The sequence below is a fragment of the Sphingopyxis sp. genome (genome assembly GCF_025869345.1).
Taxonomy (GTDB): Bacteria; Pseudomonadota; Alphaproteobacteria; order Sphingomonadales; family Sphingomonadaceae; genus Sphingopyxis.
Genome location: NZ_JAOZVW010000018.1, coordinates 3,990 through 24,205 on the forward strand (window position 1 = coordinate 3,990; position 20,216 = coordinate 24,205).

The window sequence follows — 20,216 nt, forward strand, 5'->3', positions numbered from 1 at the left end:
CCCCCGGCCCCACCCCGCCCAACCCCACCACCCCTGGGGGGTGGGGCGTGGAGGGGGCCTCCCCCCCCCCCCGCCCCCCCCCCCGGCGCGGGGGCGACGCTGTTATTTCATCATTTCCCCGTGAACGCGGTTTTGCGCTTCTGCTGGAAGGCAAGAATGCCTTCCATCGCGTCGGCGCTGTTGCCGGCGATGAACTGGCCCTTCGCTTCGGCGTCGAGCGTGTCGGCATAGCTTCGCGACAGGCCCTCGCGCAGCACCTTGCGCATCGTGCCGAGCGCGACGGTCGGTCCGTTCGCGAGCCGCGCCGCCAGTGCCTTTGCCTCGCTCAGCAGGTCGGCATCCTCGACGCATTTATAGATCAGGCCCCAGTCGGCGGCCTGCTCGGCGCCGATCTTTTCGCCGAGCATCATCATCTGCGCCGCGCGCGGCAGACCGACGAGGCGCGGCAGGATCCATGACGAGCCGCCGTCGGGGACGAGCCCGATATTGACGAAGGCCTGGAGGAAATAGGCGCTCTTGCCCGCGATGGTGAAATCGCCCGACAGGCCAAAGCTGCACCCGACCCCCGCCGCGGGGCCGTTGACCGCGACGACGACCGGAATATCGAGATTGGCGAGCGCGAGCAGCATCGGGTTATAATGGTTGCGCAGCGCCTTGCGGCTGTTCGCGCCGCCGCCGACCGCCGACCCGCTGCGGTCGCCCGCAAGGTCCGCGCCCGAGCAGAAACCGCGCCCTTCGCCGGTGATCAGCAGCGCCCGCGCGCCGAGCACCGGCAGATAGTCGAGCGCGGTGCGGATATCGTCGGCCATCGCAGGCGGCATCGAATTGAGCCGCTCGGGCCGGTTGAGCGTGATGGTCGCGACATGGTCGGCGACGTCGAACTTGATCGTGTCGAAGCTGGGGGTGTCGGTCATGGGGAATTATCCTCTCGCGGGGGCTTTACCTTTACGTTCACGTAAAGTTTTGACGCATTTGGAGGGAGAGTGCAAGAGGGAGGACGAGTGGAGGTGCAGTGTCTGTTTTCGAGCGATTGTGGCCCCCGGCGGAGCTTGCTCTCTCCCCTTCAGGGGAGAGATACGAAGGCTTGCCGGTTTACCGGCTAGCCGGAGTTGAGAGGGGCGTGGACGCCTCCCCCTCTCCCAACCCTCTCCCCTGAAGGGGAGAGGGCTTTATGGCCACTCCCCACCCCAATACGGAAATAGCTCTTCGGATCACGTCTCGGGGTAAAAGCGGCTGATCGTATCGACCACGCAGGCGGGCTTTGCTTCGCCCTCGATCTCCACCGTCACGCGCACCACGGCCTGCACGCCGCCCTTGGCTTCCTCGGCCTTGACCAGTTCGCCGAGGCCGCGGATGCGGCTGCCCGAGCGGACCGGGTTCAGGAAGCGGAGATTGTCGGTGCCGATGTTGATCCCCATCGCGACCCCGCGCACCTCGACAAGGTTGGGGAGGAAGCGGTTGACGAGGCTCATCGTCAGATAGCCGTGCGCGATCGTGCCGCCGAACGGGCCGTCCCTGGCGCGTTCGGGATCGACGTGGATCCATTGATGATCGTCGGTCGCCTCGGCGAACAGGTCGATGCGGTCCTGCTCGATGGCAACCCATTCGGTCGGGCCGAAACTTTCGCCCACCGCGTCCAGCAGCGCCGCGGGCGTGGCAAAGACGCGCGCGCTCATGCCTGCTGGCTCGACACAGCGACGACTTCGCCCGCCATATAGGAGGAAAGATCGCTCGCGAGGAACAGCATGACGTTCGCAACCTCCCACGGTTCGGCATAGCGGCCGAAGGCTTCCTTCTCGGTCAGTTCCTCGAGCAGCCCCGGCGGCGTCACCTTCGACAGCGAGGCGTGCATCGCAAGGCTGGGCGACACCGCGTTGATCCGCACGCCGTGCTCGGCGGCTTCGAGCGCCGAGCAGCGGGTGAAGGCCATCACCCCGGCCTTGGCCGCGGCATAATGCGCCTGCAGTTTCTGCGCGCGCCAGCCGAGGACCGAGGCGTTGTTGACGATCGCGCCGCTCTGGCGCGCATACATGTGCGGCAGCATCGCGCGGGTCATGCGAAAGACGCTGGTCAGCGTCACGTCGAGCACCTTGTGCCATTGCTCGTCGGTCATCTCGACGACCGGCGCGGCGCCGCCGAGCCCGGCGTTGTTGATCAGCACATCGACATGCCCCATCGCGCCGATCGCGCCCTGCACCAGCGCCTGCACCTGGCCCTCATCGGTGACGTCGCAGACGAGCGTGCCGGGGCGGATGAAGCCGAGCGCTTCGATGCGGTCGGCGGTTTCGCCGAGGCGGCGCTCGTGCATGTCGGAGAGGAACAGGGCCGCGCCTTCCTCGGCCGCGCGCTGCGCGACGGCGCCGCCGATGCCGCTGCCCGCGGCGGCGGTGATCAGCACGGTCTTGCCCTTGAGGAGGCCGGTCGGGGTCGGATAGTCGGGGGCCGGTCGTGCCACGTTTCGGTTCCTTTACTTGAGGTCGCCGCGCGGCTCGCGCGGGAGGCCGAGCGCGCGCTCGGCGATGATGTTGCGCTGAATCTCGTTAGTGCCGCCATAGATGGTGTCGGCGCGGCTATAGAGGAACAAATTGGGAAGGGCGGGGAAGGCGTAATCGCCGCCGGGCGCCGTCTCGCCCGCCGGGCCGAGAACGTCCATCGCGAGCTCGCCGAGGTCGCGGCGCCACGTCGCCCACTGGATCTTGTAGGTGAGCGCGGCGGGGTTGAGCCTGCCGTCCTCGGCATCGGTCAGCATCCGAAGCGCGCCGTAGCGCATCAGCTTGAGCCCGATTTCGGCCTGCGCGATCCGCTGACGGATCAGCGGATTCTGCGCTTCGCCATTGGCGCGCGCCGCCGCGATCACGGCGTCGAGTTCGTTGCGGAACCCCATCTGCTGCGCCAGCGTGGAAACGCCGCGCTCGAAACCCAGCAATCCCATCGCGACCTTCCAGCCGTCGCCGGGCGCGCCGAGGATGTTTGCCGCTTCGGTGCGCGCGCCGTCGAAGAAGGTTTCGTTGAACTCGGCCTCGCCGGTGATCTGGTGGATCGGGCGGACGGTGACACCAGGCTGATCGACGGGCACGAGCAGGAAGGACAGGCCCTTCGGCCCGCGCGAACCCTCTTCGCTGCGCGCGATGACGAAGATCCAGTCGGAAAATTGCGCGAGGCTGGTCCACACCTTCTGGCCCTCGATTACCCAGTCGACGCCCTCGCGCCAAGCGCGGGTGCGGACGTTGGCGAGGTCGGACCCCGCGCCGGGCTCCGAATAGCCCTGGCACCAGATTTCCTCGCCCTTTGCGATGGCGGGCAGGAAGCGCGCCTTCTGCTCGTCGCTGCCGAAGGCGAGGATCGTCGGGCCGGCGAGTTCGATGCCGATATGGTTGAGCCGCGGCGGGCCGCCCGCGCGCGCATATTCCTCGGCGAAAATGACCTGCTGCGCGAGCGTCGCGTCGCGTCCGCCATAGGCTTTCGGCCAGCCGACGCAACTCCAGCCCGCTTCGCCGAGCCGCCGCTCCCAGTCGCGGCGGCGTCCGGGTGCATCGGTCAGGCTGGTCAGCCCGCGCACGTCGGCGAACGGGCCACCCAATTCGGCCGTCAGCCAGGCCGCGGCCTCGGCGCGGAAAGCCTCTTCGTCGGGGGAGAATCCCAGCTTCATGCCGCCTCGTCCAATCCGGCCATCCGCGCGATCCGCTCGCGGTGCCAGTCGGGGGTGCCGAGCAGGGTGCGGTCGCTGCGCGCGCGCTTGAAATAGAGGTGCGCGTCATGCTCCCAGGTGAAGCCGATGCCGCCGTGAAGCTGAATCATCTCGCCCGCGCAATGGCTATAGGTGTCGCAGGCGAAGGCCTTGGCGGCGTGAACCGCGAAGGCGGCTTCGTCCGACCCTTCGTCGATCGCGCAGGCGGCCCAGTAGACGGCCGATCGCGCCTGTTCGACCCCGACCATCATGTCGGCGAGGCGGTGCTTGACGGCCTGAAAGCTGCCGATCGCGCGGCCGAACTGGACGCGCTCCTGTGCATAGGCGACGGTGCGGTCGAGGCACGCCTGCGCGCCGCCGAGCGCATCGGCGGCGAGGACGAGCGTGCCGGTGCGCTGCGCGGCGGCGAGTGCGGCGATGGGGTCGGCGAGCGGCTCGGCCGCGACCGCCCCGAAATCGAGCCGCGCATAGGGGCGCGTCTGATCCATGCTGGTGAGCGGGGTAAGGGCGAGGCCGGGCGCGTCGCGTTCGACGAGGAACATCGCATCGCCGACCACGACGGCGAACAGATCGGCGCGCGCGCCGTGCGGGACGTGCAAGGCGGCGCCGGTCAAGGCGCCATCGCTCCGGGTCGTGCCGGGCGCGGCCTCGGCAAAGCTCGCGACCAGCCCGCCCGCGGCGAGGCGGGGAAGAAGGCGCGCTTTCTGTTCGGCGCTGCCGCCGGCAAGGATCGCCGGAATGGCAAGACCGACGCTGGCGAGTAAAGGCAGCGCCGCGACGTGCCGCCCCGCTTCCTCGGCCAGGATGGCAAGCTCGACCATGCCGAGCCCGCCGCCGCCTTCGCTCTCGGGCACCGCGACCCCGGCGAGGCCGAGTTCGGCGGTGAACGCCTGCCACAGCGCCTCGTCGACGCCGGTGCCGGCCATCGCGGCGCGGGTGCGCTCGCTCGTCGCCTGCCCGGCAAAGAAGGCCTTCGCCGTCTCGGCGATCATCGCCTGCTCGTCGGTGAAGGCGAAATGCATCCTAGCTGCCCCAGACCTTGCGCGGCGCGCGGCGTTCGGACAGCAGCTTGCCGACTGCCGCGCCGACGTCGGCGGGGCTCCATTTGGCGTTCTGGTCGACCGTCGGGCCGAGGTTCCAGCCGTCCTCGATCGTGATCCGCCCGCCCTCAAGCTCGAAGACGCAGCCCGTGACATGCTTCGACTGTTCCGAGCCGAGCCACACCACGGTCGGCGCGATATTGTCGGGGTCCTGCACGTCGAAGCCGGTTTCGATCGCCGCCATCTTGTCGGCGAAGGCCTGTTCGGTCATCCGCGTCCGCGCCGCGGGGGCAAGGGCGTTGGCGGTGATGCCATAGCGGCCGAGCTCGGCGGCCTGCACCAAAGTCAGCGCAGCGATCCCGCCCTTCGCGGTCGAATAGGCCGCCTGCGCGATCGAGCCTTGCAGCCCGGCACCGCTCGTCGTGTTGATGATCCGCGCATCGACGGGGTTGCCCGCCTTTTGGCTAGCCCGCCAGTAATCGACGGCGTGGCGGGCGACGCAGAAATGGCCGCGCAGATGGACGTGCATCGTCGCGTCCCATTCCTCGGGCGTCGCCGACACGAACATGCGATCGCGCACGATGCCGGCGTTGTTGACGACGACATGCAGGTCGCCGAACGCGTCGACGGCGGCGTCGACGATCCGCTTCGCCGCATCCCAGTCGGTAATGTCCTCATGGTTGGCGATGGCGTTGCCGCCCGCCGCCTCGATCTCTGCTACCACGCCGTCGGCGGCCGAGGTGTCGCGGCCCTCGCCCGACAGGCTGGTACCGATATCGTTGACGACGACATTCGCGCCCTCGGCGGCAAAGGCGAGCGCATAGGAGCGCCCGAGCCCGCGCGCCGCGCCGGTGATGATGACCGTTCGTCCTTCGCAAATGCCCATGGGTGTCACAGCCTTTCGATGATGGTGACGTTGGCCTGGCCGCCGCCTTCGCACATGGTCTGCAGGCCATAGCGGCCGCCGGTGCGTTCGAGCGCGCCGAGCAGGGTGGTCATCAGCCGCGCGCCGGTCGCACCGATCGGGTGGCCGAGCGCGATCGCGCCGCCCTGCACATTGACCTTCTCGTGCGGCACGCCGAGTTCCTGCATCCACGCCATCGGCACGCTGGCAAAGGCCTCGTTGCATTCGAACAGGTCGATGTCGTCCACCGTCATCCCCGCCTTTTCGAGCGCATATTTCGTCGCCGGGATCGGGCCGGTGAGCATCCACACCGGATTGTCGGCGCGGACCGACAGATGATGGATGCGCGCGCGGGGCTTTAACCCGTGCGCCTTCACCGCCGCCGCGCTCGCGATCAGCAGCGCGGCGGCGCCGTCGCAATTCTGGCTGGCGATGCCCGCGGTGATCACGCCGCCCTCGTTGACGGTGCGGAGCGTCGCGAGACCCTCGGGTGTCGTCTGCGGACGGACGGTCTCGTCCTGCTCCAGTCCTTCGAGCGGCGCGATTTCGGCCTTGAACCAGCCATTGTCGATCGCGGCCTGCGCGCGGCGGTGCGATTCGGTGGCGAAGGCCTCCATCGCCTCGCGGCTGATCCGCCACTTGGCGGCGATCATCTCGGCCGATTTGATCTGGTTGACCTCTTCGGTGCCGTAGCGGGCGTCCCAGCCCTTCGAGCCGATGAAGGGGCTGTCGAAGCCATAGGGCTGGCCCGCGAACATCGCCGCCGAAATCGGGATCGCGTTCATCGCCTGGCTGCCGCCCGCGACGACCAGATCCTGCGTGCCGCTCATCACGCCCTGCGCAGCGAAATGCACCGCCTGCTGCGACGATCCGCACTGGCGGTCGATCGTCGTGCCGGGAACGTGCTCGGGAAGCCCCGCGACGAGCCACGCGGTGCGCCCGATGTCGCCCGCCTGCGGGCCGATGGTGTCGCAGCAGCCCCAGACGACATCGTCCACTTGGCCTGCGTCGATTCCGGTGCGCTCGATCAACGCCTTGATCGGATGCGCGGCGAGGTCAGCGGGGTGGACGGCCGCGAGGCTGCCCTTCTTGCGCCCGATGGGAGTGCGGACGGCGTCGATGATATAGGCTTCTGCCATTATTCCTTTTTCCTTATGCGAAGCTGTGGCCGGGGCCGATCGGCAGCGCGCCGCCGAGGATAGCGGCGTCGATGCGGCCAAGATGGAAAGCGCGGTCGCCCCATGCGCCGGACAGCGCCCAGGCGCGCTTCATCCAGAAATGCAGGTCGACTTCGTAGGTATAGCCCATCGCGCCGTGGGTCTGGATCGCGGTCTCGCTCATCGCCCACGCCGCGTCGGCGGCGGCGAGCCTGGCGTGGCTGACGTGGACGGGGGCGCTGGCCGATCTTTCGGTGAGCGCCACCGCGGCGCGCTGGATCACCGGCTTGGCGAACTCGATCTTGACCACCGCGGTCGCGAGATGATGCTTGACCGCCTGAAAGCTGCCGATCGGCTGGCCGAACTGGCTGCGGTTCTTCGCGTATTCGGTCGCCTGTTCGAGCATCGCATCGGCGACGCCGACAAGCTGCGCGGCGGTTATCAGCGCGGCATGGTCGAGCAGCGCATCAGCCGAACCGACCTTGGTTCCCGAGGGTGCGATGGGTGCATAGAGGCGGCGGAGCGGATCGACGCTGTCGAGTAATTCGCCGCCGCCGCTATGGTCGGCGAGCAGCAGCGCGCCGTCCTTTGCCGACAGGACATGGCTGGCGCCATCAAGGTCGGCGACCCACGGATTGGCCGGATGCTGAAGCGCAATTTTCGCGTCGCCGCTGGCGATCGCGGCGAGCAGCGCGTCCTGTCCGCCTGCCTTTGCGAGCAGCGGCGCGGCGACGAGCGCGGTATCGGCCAGCGGTTCGGCGACCCCGGCGCGGCCCAATTCGGCGGCGATCAGCACCGCGTCGAGCAGCGACAGGCCGAGCCCGCCCTGCGCCTCTGGCACCAGCAGGCCGGGCAGGCCCATCTCGGTGAGACCCTGCCAGACGTCGGCCGAGCGGCGGCTGTCGCTGGCGTCGAGCGCGCGCAGCAATTCGGGCGCGTGGACGCCCGCCAGATAATCGCGCACGCCTTGCGTCAGCGTCGCCTGATCTTCGGAAAGAGTGACGTCCATGGCGCCTTACCTCGGCAGGCCGAGCAGGCGCTCGGCGATGATGTTGCGCTGAATCTCGTTCGACCCGGCGTAGATCGGGCCGGAGAGCGAGAAGATATAGCCTTCGAGCCACGCGTTGAGCGCGCCGCCGTCGAGATGCCGCAATTCGGCCGATGCGCCGAGAAGCTGCATCGCGGTGCGATGCGCGGCGCGGTCGAGTTCGGACCAGAATATCTTGTTGAGGCTCGCCTCGGCGCCGATGTGGCCGCCCGCCATGATCTTCGACGCGACGGCATAGGTGTTGTAGGCATAGGCCTGCGCGTCCATCCACGCCTGCATCACCTGCTCGCGCGCGGCGGGCGCGGCCTTGGCCTCGTGCTGGCGGAACAGCCTGACGAGACGTTCGGTGGCCGCCTGAAAGCGCGCGGGCGAGCGCAGCATCAGCCCGCGCTCGAAGCCCGCGGTCGCCATCGCGACGTTCCAGCCTTCGCCTTCGCCCGCGATGCGGTTTTCGACCGGCACGCGCACTTCGTCGAAGAAGAGTTCCGCGAAACCGGGATCGCCGTGCAACTGGCGGATCGGGCGGCGTGTGACGCCGGGTGAGTTGAGGTCGAACAGGATGAAGCTCAGCCCCTTGTGGCGCTTCGAGTCCGGGTCGGTACGGAACAGGCCGAAGCCCCAGTCGGCGAAGCTGGCGCGACTCGACCAGGTTTTCTGGCCGGTGATGACATAATGATCGCCGTCCCGGATCGCCTTGGTCGTAATGGCCGCCATGTCGGACCCGGCGGCCGGTTCGGACCAGGCCTGCGCCCAGATCACCTCGCCTTTGGCCATCGGGGTCAGGAAGCGCGCCTTCTGTTCGTCGGTGCCGAACTCCATCACCGTCGGGCCGAGCAGGAAGATGCCGTTCTGGTTGACGCGCAGCGGCGCCCCGGCGCGATAATATTCTTCCTCGAAGATCAGCCACTGGATGAGATCGAGCCCCCGCCCGCCATAGGCTTCGGGCCAGGTGACCATGCCCCAGTTGCCGCTCGCGAGCTTTCGCTCCCACTCGACATGCTGATGATAGCCGTCCTCGCGCTCGAGCGTGACAAGCGGCTCTTTCGGCACATTCGCTTCCATCCACGCGCGCACCTCGGCGCGGAAATCCTGCTGTTCGGGGGTGTAGGCGAGGTCCATCAGAATTCGGCCGCCTTGCCCGTCTCGACGAAGGCATCGCGCGATTTCTGGCTGTCCTCGTGCATATACATTTCGAGCGTGAAGCCCTGTTCCCAGCGATAGCCGCGATCGACGTCGCGCGCTTCGAGGCCGTTCAGCGCTTCCTTGGCGATCACCAGCGCCTTGCGCGACTTGCCCGCGATGACGGCGGCAAAGGCGCGCGCTTCCTCGACGAGCTTTTCGCGCGGCACGACCTTTTCGACCGCGCCGAGCCGGTAGGCTTCCTCGACCGGGATGTTGCCGCCGGTGAAGAAGGCCGCGCGCACCTTGTGCAGCGGCAGCATGCGCGAGAGGTGCGACGCGCCGCCCATCGCGCCGCGATCGACCTCGGGCAGCGAGAAGAAGGCGTCGTCGGCGGCGATGATCGTGTCGCTCGCGCCGCAGATACCGATGCCGCCGCCGATCACGAATTTATGCACCGCGACGACGACAGGAACCTCGCAGTCGCGCACCGCCTTGAAGGTCAGGTAATTGCCGCGATTGAGCAGGGTGATGCGTTCGGGATGCGCCTGCATTTCCTTGATATCGACGCCGCCGCAGAATCCGCGCGCGCTCTCGGCGGCGCGGATCAGCACGACATTGACCTCGGGATTGTTCCCCGCCTCGCGGATGATCGCGGGCAGGCCGTTCCACGTTTCGCTGTCGAACGCGTTGACCGGCGGGACGTCGAAGACGATTTCGGCGATGCGGTCCTTGATCTCGGTATGGATCGGCATGGGTCAGGCCCCTGTTGACGAGGAAGAGAAGAGGGCGGCGAGACGTGCGCGTGCGTCGCGTTCGATGTCGCCAAGCAGGTCGGCGCAACTCGGCAGGTCGGCGAGGCGCCCGGCAACAAGGCCGGTCGCCATCAGCCCATGGTCGGGGTCGCCCTCGACCACCGCCTTCTGAATCAGCATCGGCGCCGAAGCGGCCATCATCGCCTGCGGCAGGGTCAGGCCGCCGTGGCTGGTCATACCCTTCGCGGCGCGGAACAGTTCGGCAAAGGAGGCGCCGGTCTGGCGCTTCATTGCGAGCCCGCTCTCGACCGCGCGGCGCCAGATGCCGAGCCCGGTCGAGCGCTCGATGCGGTTCAGCAGCGCATTTTTGATCATCCGCTGCGGCAGGCCGTCGACCTTGGTCGACACGAGAATGTCGTCGGTGCCCGCGCCAACATAGCGCGCCTTGGTCACATCGGGGATCGGGCTTTCGCGTGTCATCAGGAAGCGCGTGCCCATCGCGATGCCGACCGCGCCGAACGCCAGCGCCGCCGCGAGCCCGCGCCCGTCGCCGAAGCCGCCCGCCGCGATCACCGGCACCTTCACCGCGTCGAGCACCTGCGGCAGCAGGATCGTCGAGGCGACCGAGCCGGTATGCCCGCCGCCTTCGCCGCCCTGCACCGTCACCATGTCGACGCCCAATTGCACCATTTTCTGCGCGTGTTTGACCGCGCCGACCGTCGGCACGCAGAGGATGCCCGCATCCTTGAAGCGCCCGATCATCTTGGCGTCGGGGCCGCGCCCGAAGCTCACCGCGCGGATCTGGTCGCGATGCTTCAGGATGATCTCGACGATCTCCGCCGCGCCGGGCTGGAACATATGGAAATTGACGCCGAAGGGCTGCTTCGTCCCCGCCTTGACCGCGAGGATCGCGGCTTCGAGTTCGACTGGCTGCATCACCGCGCCCGCGAGAAAGCCGAAGGCGCCCGCCTCGCTCGACGCGACGACGAGCGCGGGCGTCGCGATCCAGCCCATCGCGGTCTGGATCACCGGCAGGCGGCAGCCGAGCCGTTCGGTCAGCAGGGTGGCGAGCGGGTCGGCCATCAGCCTGCGTCCTGATCCTTTTTGGCGGCGTCCTTCTTGTTCGCTTCGGCCATCTTCTTGCCGTCGAACCCGGCGATATAGTCGCCCTTGACGAGGCTGTTGTTGGCGTGGGCGAAATGATGGTAGCCGAACGCAGCATCGATCCCGGCATTCTTGCCCGCCAGCGTCTCCATATGGTTGCATGCCTGTTTCGCGAGCTGGAGCGCGAGGCGCGGCTGGGTCGCGATCCGTTCCGCGACGCGCTTCACTTCGTCGGCGAGCTCGGCACGCGGCACGACGCGGTTGACCATCCCGGCTTCGCGGGCGCGTTCGGCGCTCATCCGTTCGCCCAGGAACAGGAATTCCTTCGCCAGCCGGACATTGAGCTCGTGGCAATGCGCGAAATATTCGAGCCCCGGAAAGCCCATCTGCAGCACGGGGTCCTGAAAGAAGGCGTCGTCCGACGCGATGATCAGGTCGCACACCCAGGCGAGCATCAGCCCGCCGGCGATGCAGCCGCCGTGGACCTGCGCGATGGTCGGCTTGGGAATGTCCCGCCACCTCTTGCACATGCCGAGATATTGCTCATGCTCGCGGGCATAGGCCTTTTCGGCGCCGGCCTTGGTCGAGTGATCGTACCACATCAGCCGCCGCTCGACCGGCGAATGAAAGTCGCGCCCCGGCGTGCCGATGTCGTGCCCGGCGCTGAAATGCTTGGCGTCGGATTTGAGGACGATGACCTTGACCGCATCGTCGTCGACGGCGCGGTAGAAGGCGTCGTCGAGCGCATAGGTCATCTGGCTGTTCTGGACATTGTGATATTGCGGGCGGTTGAGCGTCACCCACGCAATGCCGTCGGCCGCCTCATAGAGGACCGGCGTATCGGTCTCGTAAACCGGCGCTTCATCGACCGGCGGGATCAGCCCGTCATTCTGATCGGTCATGGCTCAGCTCCTCTTGCCCGCGGGATTGTCCTTGAGCACCCCGGCGCGCAGACCATGCGGGTCGAGCCGCGCGATGATCGCAAGCTGTTCGGCGGTCGGGGCGGGGGTGGTCGCGACCTCGGTGGCGGCTTCGAGCGCGAAGCCGGTCGCGTCCTGCACCTGCTCGAAAGTCACGCCGGGGTGCAGCATGACGACGCGGATCGCCTTGTCCTTGCCGCCGAAGTCCATCACACACAGGTCGGTGACGATCAGCCGCAGGTCGACGCGGCTGAAATTGACGCCGGGGGTGCGGCGCGCCGGATTGTAGCCGACGCTCGACACCATATCGACCTCGCCCTCGACGAAGACGCGCTTCGAATGGGCGGGGACGAACATCGAATTGATGTGGCAGATGCTGTTGCCCGGAAAGCCGCGCGCGCCGAGCATCTGCACCTTCGGCTGGTCATAGGTGCCGCCGAGGTAGGAGATGTTCGTCTGGCCGAAGCGATCGATCTGGCTCGGCGTCACCATCGCATGGCGCTTGCCCGACCATACGGCGGCGTCGAAGAAGCGCGAGAAGGGCAGATATCCCGCCGCTTTGCGGTCGTCATAGCCGCGCGGGCCGATCGGCACGGGGTCTTCGACCAGAAAGGCCTCGCCGTCGGTCATCATCAGTTCGGGCGTGTGGGTCAGCTTGGCGAGCCCGGCGGCGAGGCGCGGCGCGGGGCCGATGCCGGTCGCGACGAGCTCGCCATTGCCGCGCCACGCCTCGGACGCGGCGACGATGAGCTGTTCGCAAAGGGTGAAGTCAGGCGCGGTGGTCATGGTCGGCCGCCTCAGAAGATGGGAAGGGGAAGGGCGACGACGGCATCCTTGCCGCCGACACGGGCCAGATAATCCGCCTCGTCGGCGCCGATGATGTCGGCGGCATAGGCATCCCAGCCGGCTTCTTCGCGCGCGCTCGCGGCATAGGCCTTGAGCTGCTTCATATCCCAGCCATAGGCGGGCGGCATCGAGGTGGGGTGCGCACCGAAGGGAGCTTCGATCACGGCGTGGACAAAGCAGCGTTCGACGATGTTCGCGCGAGCGTCCTCGGGGTAGCTGTGGTCCATCCGATCGACCACTTCCTCGGCCGAGACGAAGGTCCGGTCGGCGGCGCGCGCGAACCATTCGTCATAGTAAGTGTCGGGGCCGAGGGCCTGGATATTGCCGAGCCGGTCGGCGCGCTGGACATGCAGCAGCGCCGCGTCGAGTTTCAGCGCCGGCATTGCGAGCAGTACCTCGCCGTCGGCATAGGGCGACTGGACGGTCTTGAAGCCGCCGTGCGTCATCACGTCGGTGCCGAGCCCGACGTGCGTCGGCAGGAAGGGTAGACGGAACGCCGCGGCCTTGAGGCCCCATTGCAGCATGCCTTCATCCAGTTCGAAGATGTCGAGCCCGCCCGCCTCGCGGCTTTTACGGAAATAGGGTTCGAGCGGGATCGCGTCCATCGAGACGAAGCCGAAGATGACCTTCTTCACCTTGCCTGCGGCGCACAGCATTCCGACGTCGGGGCCGCCATAGGCGACGATCGTCAGGTCGGTGAGGTCCGAACGCAGGATCGCGCGGACCAGTGCCATCGGCTTGCGCCGCGGACCCCAGCCGGCGATTCCGATCGTCATCCCGCTTTTCAACGAGGCGACGAACTGCTCGATAGTCACTTGCTTGTTCAATTCCCTCTCCAGCATCATGGGGCCTTTGTCGGGCTGGATTAGGGACTCTGGCGGCGGGTCCGATACCGCCATATGGGGGGAGACTTCGCGCCGGCCGGAGCGGAGAGGTCGGCCGAAGGATGGAGGCGGATATGACGGACGGAAAAGGGCGCGTCGCGCTGGTCACCGGGGGCGGCAAGGGGATCGGCCGCGCGATCGCGCAGCGCCTGCTTGCCGACGGCTTCGCGGTCGTGATCTGCGGCCGCAATGCGCCAGAGGAACTGCCGTCGCACGATGGCGTGGCCGCCGAGTTCGAGGTGTGCGACGTGCGCGAGGCCGATGCGGTGCAGGCGATGGTCGATCGCATCTTCGCGCGCCACGGCCGGCTCGACCTTGCCGTCAACAATGCCGGTGGCTCGCCCGAGGCCGACGCCGCGACCGCCTCACCACGCTTTTCGGAACGCGTCCTCGCGCTCAACCTGCTCGGGCCGCTGCACGTCGCGCAGGCGGCGAACCGGATCATGCAGGCGCAGGCCGGGGGCGGCAGCATCGTCAATATCGCCAGCGTGTCGGGGGTGCGGCCCTCGCCGGGAACCGCGGTCTATGGCGCGGCGAAGGCGGGGCTGCTCAGCCTCACCGAATCGCTCGCGATGGAATGGGGGCCGAAGGTGCGCGTCAACGCGGTCGTCGTCGGGCTCGTCGCGACCGACGCGGCCGCCGACCATTATGGCGGGGCGGAGGGCATGAAGCGCATCGACGCGATGCTGCCGCTCGGCCGCATGGCGAACGGAGCGGACATCGCGGGGGTGGTGAGCTTCCTCGCCTCGCCCGACGCCGCCTATGTCAGCGGCGCCCGGATCGCGGTGCACGGCGGCGGCGAGCGGCCGGTGTTTCTAACGCTGGCGAGCGGCGGGTAGGAAGTCACCAGAGCTCAATCGTCATTGCGAGCGAAGCGAAGCAATCCAGAGCGGCTTGTCACGCCCTGGATTGCTTCGCTTCGCTCGCAATGACGGAGTTTGGGGTTGCGGCGGTGCGTCAGCGCAGCATCCGCTGGCGCAGCCGCTGAATCGCCGCGCGGTCGACCCCCAGTTCGCGCTTCAGATAGCTCTCGACGCTGCCATAATCCTTGTCGATCTGGTCGAAGGCGGCGTCGAGATAGGCGGGCTCGACGTCGAGCAGCGGCTTGACGGCGTCGGCGGGCAGCGCCGCCGTCGCGGCGTTCAGCCCGGCATCGGCGCGCAGCTTGTCCATGTCGAGCGCGCTGTTGCTCAGCAGATAATCCTGCATGATCGTCTCGCGCGGAACGCCGAGCGCGCTCAGCACGAGCGCGGTCGCCAGGCCGGTGCGGTCCTTGCCCGCGGTGCAGTTGACGATCACGGCCTTGTCGGAATGCAGCAGCCGGTCGAACAGCATGCGATAGGAGGCCGCCTGCTCCTTGGGGAAGCCGCGATAGCCCTCGATCATCGCCGCGCGCATCGTCGCGGCGTCGATCTTGGCGCCCTTGGTGAACAGCGCGCCGAGATTGCCGGCGGACAGGTCATAGTCGCGCGTCCAGTATCCGACACCGGCATCCTGCATCCACGGGGCCTTGTCGGCCTGCCGCTCGCGCGTCGAGCGCAGGTCGATGATCGACCCGACCGACAGCGCATGGATCAGCGCCTGATCCTCGGCCGTGTAGCGCCCGACCGACGCCGAGCGGTAGAGCTTGCCCCACATCACCTTGCGGCCATCCGTGGTACGATAGCCGCCGACATCGCGGAAATTGTCGCCGCCGGTCATCGCAAATTCGCGCGTCACCGTCGTCGCAGAATCGGCCGCCACGGGGCCCGGTGCAGCTTGCGCCATCGCCATCGCGGGCGAGAGGAGCAGCAGCGCGAGAAATGCCTTTTTCATATCCTGTCCCTTTTCAAAAAACCGCCCGGCGGCAACCACCCCGCCGGGCGATTCCTCCCTTAGAACTTCATCCGGGCCTCGAGGCCATAAGTACGCGGTTCATTATAGAATGTCGCGGTCACGCGGCCCGGAATGCGGAAATCGAGCAGATTATAGGTCGTGTTGGTCAGATTCTTGCCCCAGACCGCAATCTCCATCTCACCCCCGCCGAGCGCGATCTCGCCGAGCGACAGCCGGCCGTTCAGCAGCAACGCCTTGTCCGCCTTCACGTCGACCGTGCCGTTGGGGATATAATTGCCCGCGGTATCGAGCCCGACGTGTGCGCGAAGCTGTCCGAACGAAAAGGCCGGAAAAGCGTAATCGGCCGCGAAGGACGCCGAGTGCTTCGGCGTGAAGGCCGAAAAAGTCTCCTCAATCACGCCGGTGAAGATGTTCCGCACCGGCGTCGGCGGGGCGTCGGTGTAGACATAGTTGACCGACAGCGACAGCCCGCGGACGGGAACAAGCGTGATATCGGCTTCGACCCCCTTGATGTGACGCTTTTCGGGTGCGTTCACCGTTTCGGTGTTCGAAATGAAGGCAGGGTTGAGGAAATCGACCTGCTGGTTCGACAACCGGCTGGCATAGGCGGCGAGGTTGACGCGCAGATGGCGGTCGAACAGGTCGGCCTTCACCCCCGCTTCCCACGCCGTCAGTTCCTCTTCGCCGAACGTGCGCAGGATCGTCGAGCGCGTGTTGGCGCCGCCGGCGCGGTACGCGCGGCTCCACTTCACATAGGCGTTGATATCGTCGCTGACATCATAGGCGATCGTCGCCATCGGGTCGACGCGGCTCGAATTGAAGACAAATGACAGGTCCGGGTCGGCCCCGGCGATAAACAGCAGACGGCCGTCCTTGTGATCGTCGGTGTAGCGCGCGCCCGCGGTGATGTGCAGTCCGCGGATCGCCTCGGGCGACCAGGTCGCCTGGCCGAACAGCGCTTTCGAGCGGACGCGGACGTCTGCGGCGCGGTCGGGAAGCCGCGCGGCGCCACCATCGGGCGAGGGTTCGGGAAAGAGATTGACCCCGGTCAACGCCGGATTGAGAGTCCCCAGCGAATAGACGATCGCTTCGTCGCGGCCGTTTTCCTTGAAATAATAGCCGCCGACGACGAATTCGAGCTCACCCAGATCACCGACGAGCTGGAATTCCTGGCTGAACTGGTTCTGCCTGACATTGGCATAGCTGAGCCGGCCGAAGCGGCGGCCCGGACCCCAGGTCGTGTTCGACCCTTCGTCGCCGTCCATCTGCGTCGAATCGAGGCTGCGCCACGCGGAGATGGAGCGGAGCGTCAGCGCGTCGTTGACCTCCCATTCGGCGGTCAGGCTGTGCCCCTTCGCTTCCTGCGGATTGCGATAGAGCGGCAGGCCGATGCGGCCGGTTTTGACGCGGCCGGTGTCGAGCTTGATGAAGGTCGGCGTGTTCGCCGCCGGCTGTGTCGAGGCGGTGATATAATGATAGAGGCCGGTCGATTTGTCGCGCGACAGATCATAGGAATAAAGCAGCGAGACATTGTCGGCCGGGCGCCACAGCGCCGAGATCTTGAAACCATATTTCTTGACCTCGCCATAGTCGCGCGCGTCGCCGCCGAGCGGGTTCTGCACCAGCCCGCCGCGCCCCTCGAAGACGCCGTCGACCTTGACGCTGATCCCCGCCGCCTCGGGCAGGTTGATGTGCGTCGCGAACGACCGGCCGCGGTAATTGCCGATCCCGGCCTTCATGTCGAAGCCCAATTCTCCGGTCGGGCGCTTCGATACGATGCTGATTGCGCCGCCGATCGTGTTGCGGCCGAACAGCGTGCCCTGCGGGCCGCGCAGCACCTCGATCCGTTCGATGTCGGCCAGCTCCATTCCGAGCCCCGACACGCGGCCGAGATAGACACTGTCGACATAGACGCCGACCGTCGCGTCGCGCGTCACCTGCGTCGCGTCGACCGGGACGAGTCCGCGCATCCCGATGCTGACCGCCGACACGCGGCCGACGAAGGGAGCGATGCGGATCGAGGGCACGGCGCCGGTGAAGAGGTCGGTCAGCGAGCCGATGCCTTTCTGTTCGAGCGCTTCGGACCCGAGCGCGACCATCGAAATCGGCGTGTCCTGCAGATTTTCCTCGCGCTTCTGCGCGGTCACCACGATGTCGGCGACGCCGATATCCTGCGTCGGCTGGTTTTCCTGCGCGCTCGACGGCGTCGCCGCCAGCCCCATAGCCCCCATGGCAACCGAGGCCGCCAAAGCCACGCGCATCGGACCCGTCTTTTCCCTGACCATAAACACCCTCCCAATATCGCGGTTTGCCCGCATTTGAATCACCTACTGGTGAGTAGGTGAATGTCTAGCCGCGAGTCGGCGAATTGCAAGAGCAAAGGGAATCGGCCACAGAAGGCCGATGGAGATGGCCATTTCGATGCCGGCGACGCGCAAGGAGCGCGCCGATGCGACCCGCGAGGCGATCCTGCGCGAGGCCGAGCATGTCTTTGCGATCATGGGGTTCCGGGCGTCGCGGCTCGAGGACATCGCCGATGCCGTCGGCATCCGCCGGCCCTCGCTGCTCCACCATTTCGTGACCAAACAGATGCTCTACGACGCCGTCGAGGAGCGCCTCTTCGCCGATATGAGCGCAGCGAGCGAGTCGCGGATCGCGGGGATCGCGGACCCGATGGAGCGGCTCATCGCGCACCTCGACGCGTGGCTCGATTTTTTCCTCGTTCGACCGTCAGCCGCGCGGATTCTTCAGCGACTGGTCGCCGATACCGCGGTGCGGCGGGGCAATCCGGTCCAATTTTCCTATCGCGTGCTCGAGGATATGGACCGCACGCTGGCCTATGGGATCGAGAAGGGCGCCTTCGCCTCCATCTCGACGATGATGTTCGTCAACGGCGTCGGTGCCGGTATCCTCTTTTTCATCTGCAACAGCCGCCAGGTCGGCGAGCAACGGAATTACGAACCGTCCAATCCCGCCGATCTGACGGTCTTCAGGACCTTGCTGCACAAACTGGCCCGCACCGCCGTATCGCCTTGATTTGCAGCCATATCGGCATGGCAGATTGAACCCGCGACATGGGCGCGTCGAACGCTCTCCGGTCGAACCTGCTCAGGCGGCGCGTTCGAGCGGCTGCGCGCGTGATCGCCGCACCAGCCGGCCCGGCAGCGCGCCGGTATGCTCGCCGTCCAGATAGGTGATCTCGCCCGACACGATCGTCGCGACATAGCCGTCCGACGCCTGCTGCATCCGCTTGCCCCCCGCGGGCAGGTCATAGGCGACGCGCGGGACGTGCAGCCGCAGCGCGTCGAGGTCGATGACGTTGATGTCGGCCTTCCAGCCTTCGGCGATCCGCCCGCGATCCGCCATGCCCACGGTCGCCGCCGCCTTGCTCGTCAATTCGGCGATCGCCAGCGGCAGCGGCAGCCGCTGGTCGTCGCGCGCGTCGCGTGCCCAGCGCTGGAGCAGATAGGTGGGGAAGCTGGCGTCGCAGATCAGCCCGTAATGCGCGCCGCCGTCGGCCAGCCCCATCACGGTGTTCGGATGCCCCAGCATCTCGCGCACGCTGTCGAGATTGCCGCCCGAATAATTCGCCGCGGGAAGGTAGAAAACCGCGTGGCCCTCGTCGCCGAGCAGCAGGTCGTAGCTATAGTCTTCGAGCGATCGGCCCGCCGCGGCGGCCAGCGATTCGACGCGGTCCTCGCGCGCCGGTTCATATTGCGGCGTGTCGCCCCACGGGCAGGTCGCGCGGAATGCCGCGACGAGGTTCAGCGTGACCGGATTGCTGTCCTCGGGCTGTTCGGACAGGAGCCGGCGGCGGAAGTCCGGATCGTGCATCCGCGCGACCCGCTCGGCGAGCGGCAGATGCGCGATCGCCCGGTAGCTCGGATGGCAGGAGAAGAGGTGCAGGCTGAGGTCGAGGCCGAAGAACATGCCGACCGGCCGCGGCGCGACCTGTCCGCGCATTTCGACGCCGTCGGCGGCGGCGCGTTCGAGCCCCGCGAGCATGTGCCGCCAGCCGCCGCCGGGCTGGCCCGCGACGTCGAGCAGCGTGAAGGAAAGCGGGCGGCGGCCGTGTTCGGCGACGGTCCGGAGCACATCGAACTCGACCCCGGCATCGCCGTCGGGCGCCGGGATGATCTGGAACACGCCGGCGTCGGCGTCGGTCAGCCCGTCCATTAGCGCGCAAAGCTCGTCGACGTCGGAATGAAGGCTCGGCGCCAGCTCGCCCGCCTTCGTGCGGTGCATCATGTTGCGCGAGGTGGTGACGCCGAACGCGCCCGCGTCGATCCCCTCGGCGACGAGCGCGCGCATCTTTGCCAGATCGTCCGCCGTGGGTGCCTCGCGCCGTGCCGCGCGTTCGCCCATGACATAGATGCGCAGCGCCGAATGCGGAATCTGCGCGGCGATGTCGATGTCGAGCCGCCGTTCGTCCAGCGCGTCGAGATAATCGGGGAAGCTTTCCCAATTCCAGGGGAGACCGTCGACCATCACCACTTCGGGAATATCCTCGACCCCCTCCATAAGCTTGACGAGCATGTCGCGCTGGTGCGGGCGGCACGGCGCGAAGCCGACGCCGCAATTGCCCATCACCACCGTCGTGACGCCATGGCCCGACGAGGGCATCAGCCGCTCCTCCCAGGTGACCTGTCCGTCATAATGAGTGTGGATGTCGACGAAGCCGGGGGTGACGATCTTGCCCCGCGCGTCGATTTCGCGCTTTCCCGCCCCCGTCACGTCGCCGACCGCGACGATCAGTCCGTCGCGGATGGCGACGTCGGCGGCACGCGGCGGGCTTCCCAGGCCGTCGTGAACGGTTCCGCCGCGGATGACGAGATCGTGATCGGCCATGTCCATTCCTCTTCCCGATTGCCGCTGGTTGCGGGTTTCCTTTTGCAACGGGTCTAACCTTTTCGGG

General features: G+C 67.3%; 19 protein-coding genes. 2 read left to right on the top strand and 17 right to left on the bottom strand.

Features of this window, described 5'->3' with window-relative positions; translation table 11 throughout:
- Positions 1-110 precede the first annotated feature (110 nt).
- From OJI97_RS01405 to OJI97_RS01470, 14 genes are all read right to left on the bottom strand, one after another.
- Positions 111-914, bottom strand: coding sequence for an enoyl-CoA hydratase-related protein (locus OJI97_RS01405; protein WP_297660257.1), 804 nt, complete (start codon positions 912-914; stop codon positions 111-113).
- Positions 915-1,211: 297 nt separating this feature from the next.
- Complete coding sequence (locus OJI97_RS01410) at positions 1,212-1,676, bottom strand: MaoC family dehydratase (RefSeq protein WP_297660260.1); 465 nt, start codon at positions 1,674-1,676, stop codon at positions 1,212-1,214.
- Positions 1,673-2,455, bottom strand: coding sequence for an SDR family oxidoreductase (locus tag OJI97_RS01415; RefSeq protein WP_297660263.1), 783 nt, complete (start codon positions 2,453-2,455; stop codon positions 1,673-1,675). Before OJI97_RS01415 ends, OJI97_RS01410 begins: the two co-directional genes overlap by 4 nt.
- A 12-nt stretch (positions 2,456-2,467) precedes the next feature.
- A complete protein-coding gene (locus OJI97_RS01420) occupies positions 2,468-3,649 on the bottom strand; it encodes an acyl-CoA dehydrogenase family protein (protein WP_297660266.1) in 1,182 nt (393 codons plus the stop codon).
- Complete coding sequence (locus OJI97_RS01425; protein ID WP_297660268.1) at positions 3,646-4,710, bottom strand: acyl-CoA dehydrogenase family protein; 1,065 nt, start codon at positions 4,708-4,710, stop codon at positions 3,646-3,648. The genes OJI97_RS01420 and OJI97_RS01425 overlap by 4 nt, the downstream gene beginning before the upstream one ends.
- Position 4,711: 1 nt before the next feature.
- On the bottom strand, positions 4,712-5,614 hold the full coding sequence (locus tag OJI97_RS01430; protein ID WP_297660269.1) for an SDR family oxidoreductase: 903 nt from the start codon (positions 5,612-5,614) through the stop codon (positions 4,712-4,714).
- Positions 5,615-5,619: 5 nt separating this feature from the next.
- Positions 5,620-6,771, bottom strand: a complete 1,152-nt coding sequence (locus tag OJI97_RS01435; protein WP_297660272.1) for an acetyl-CoA C-acetyltransferase — start codon at positions 6,769-6,771, stop codon at positions 5,620-5,622.
- Between the two features lie 13 nt (positions 6,772-6,784).
- On the bottom strand, positions 6,785-7,798 hold the full coding sequence (locus tag OJI97_RS01440; protein WP_297660275.1) for an acyl-CoA dehydrogenase family protein: 1,014 nt from the start codon (positions 7,796-7,798) through the stop codon (positions 6,785-6,787).
- 6 nt (positions 7,799-7,804) lie between these two features.
- The gene (locus OJI97_RS01445; RefSeq protein WP_297660277.1) at positions 7,805-8,956 is read right to left on the bottom strand and encodes an acyl-CoA dehydrogenase family protein; all 1,152 of its coding nucleotides are present in this window, start codon (positions 8,954-8,956) and stop codon (positions 7,805-7,807) included.
- Positions 8,956-9,711: an enoyl-CoA hydratase family protein gene (locus OJI97_RS01450; protein ID WP_297660280.1), complete on the bottom strand. Its 756-nt coding sequence runs from the start codon at positions 9,709-9,711 to the stop codon at positions 8,956-8,958. Before OJI97_RS01450 ends, OJI97_RS01445 begins: the two co-directional genes overlap by 1 nt.
- A 3-nt stretch (positions 9,712-9,714) precedes the next feature.
- Positions 9,715-10,794, bottom strand: coding sequence for a nitronate monooxygenase (locus OJI97_RS01455; protein WP_297660283.1), 1,080 nt, complete (start codon positions 10,792-10,794; stop codon positions 9,715-9,717).
- Entirely contained in the window at positions 10,794-11,717 is a 924-nt protein-coding gene (locus OJI97_RS01460) for an enoyl-CoA hydratase (protein WP_297660286.1), read from the bottom strand. Before OJI97_RS01460 ends, OJI97_RS01455 begins: the two co-directional genes overlap by 1 nt.
- A gap of 3 nt (positions 11,718-11,720) precedes the next feature.
- Positions 11,721-12,521: a ketoacid CoA transferase gene (locus OJI97_RS01465; RefSeq protein WP_297660288.1), complete on the bottom strand. Its 801-nt coding sequence runs from the start codon at positions 12,519-12,521 to the stop codon at positions 11,721-11,723.
- Positions 12,522-12,532: 11 nt separating this feature from the next.
- A complete protein-coding gene (locus tag OJI97_RS01470) occupies positions 12,533-13,396 on the bottom strand; it encodes a CoA transferase subunit A (RefSeq protein WP_367184739.1) in 864 nt (287 codons plus the stop codon).
- A gap of 143 nt (positions 13,397-13,539) precedes the next feature.
- Here OJI97_RS01470 and OJI97_RS01475 point away from each other — a divergent pair, with 143 nt between their 5' ends.
- The gene (locus tag OJI97_RS01475; RefSeq protein WP_297660293.1) at positions 13,540-14,304 is read left to right on the top strand and encodes an SDR family oxidoreductase; all 765 of its coding nucleotides are present in this window, start codon (positions 13,540-13,542) and stop codon (positions 14,302-14,304) included.
- A gap of 118 nt (positions 14,305-14,422) precedes the next feature.
- Here the strand turns inward: OJI97_RS01475 and OJI97_RS01480 are convergent, their stop codons facing one another.
- The gene (locus OJI97_RS01480; protein ID WP_297660296.1) at positions 14,423-15,280 is read right to left on the bottom strand and encodes a tyrosine-protein phosphatase; all 858 of its coding nucleotides are present in this window, start codon (positions 15,278-15,280) and stop codon (positions 14,423-14,425) included.
- Positions 15,281-15,339: 59 nt separating this feature from the next.
- Complete coding sequence (locus tag OJI97_RS01485) at positions 15,340-17,562, bottom strand: TonB-dependent receptor (protein ID WP_297660299.1); 2,223 nt, start codon at positions 17,560-17,562, stop codon at positions 15,340-15,342.
- 142 nt (positions 17,563-17,704) lie between these two features.
- On the opposite strand from OJI97_RS01485, the gene OJI97_RS01490 reads away from it, so the two are divergent.
- Complete coding sequence (locus OJI97_RS01490; RefSeq protein WP_297660302.1) at positions 17,705-18,337, top strand: TetR/AcrR family transcriptional regulator; 633 nt, start codon at positions 17,705-17,707, stop codon at positions 18,335-18,337.
- A gap of 72 nt (positions 18,338-18,409) precedes the next feature.
- Here OJI97_RS01490 and OJI97_RS01495 read toward each other — a convergent pair whose 3' ends face one another.
- On the bottom strand, positions 18,410-20,149 hold the full coding sequence (locus tag OJI97_RS01495) for an amidohydrolase family protein (RefSeq protein ID WP_297660304.1): 1,740 nt from the start codon (positions 20,147-20,149) through the stop codon (positions 18,410-18,412).
- Positions 20,150-20,216 lie beyond the last annotated feature (67 nt).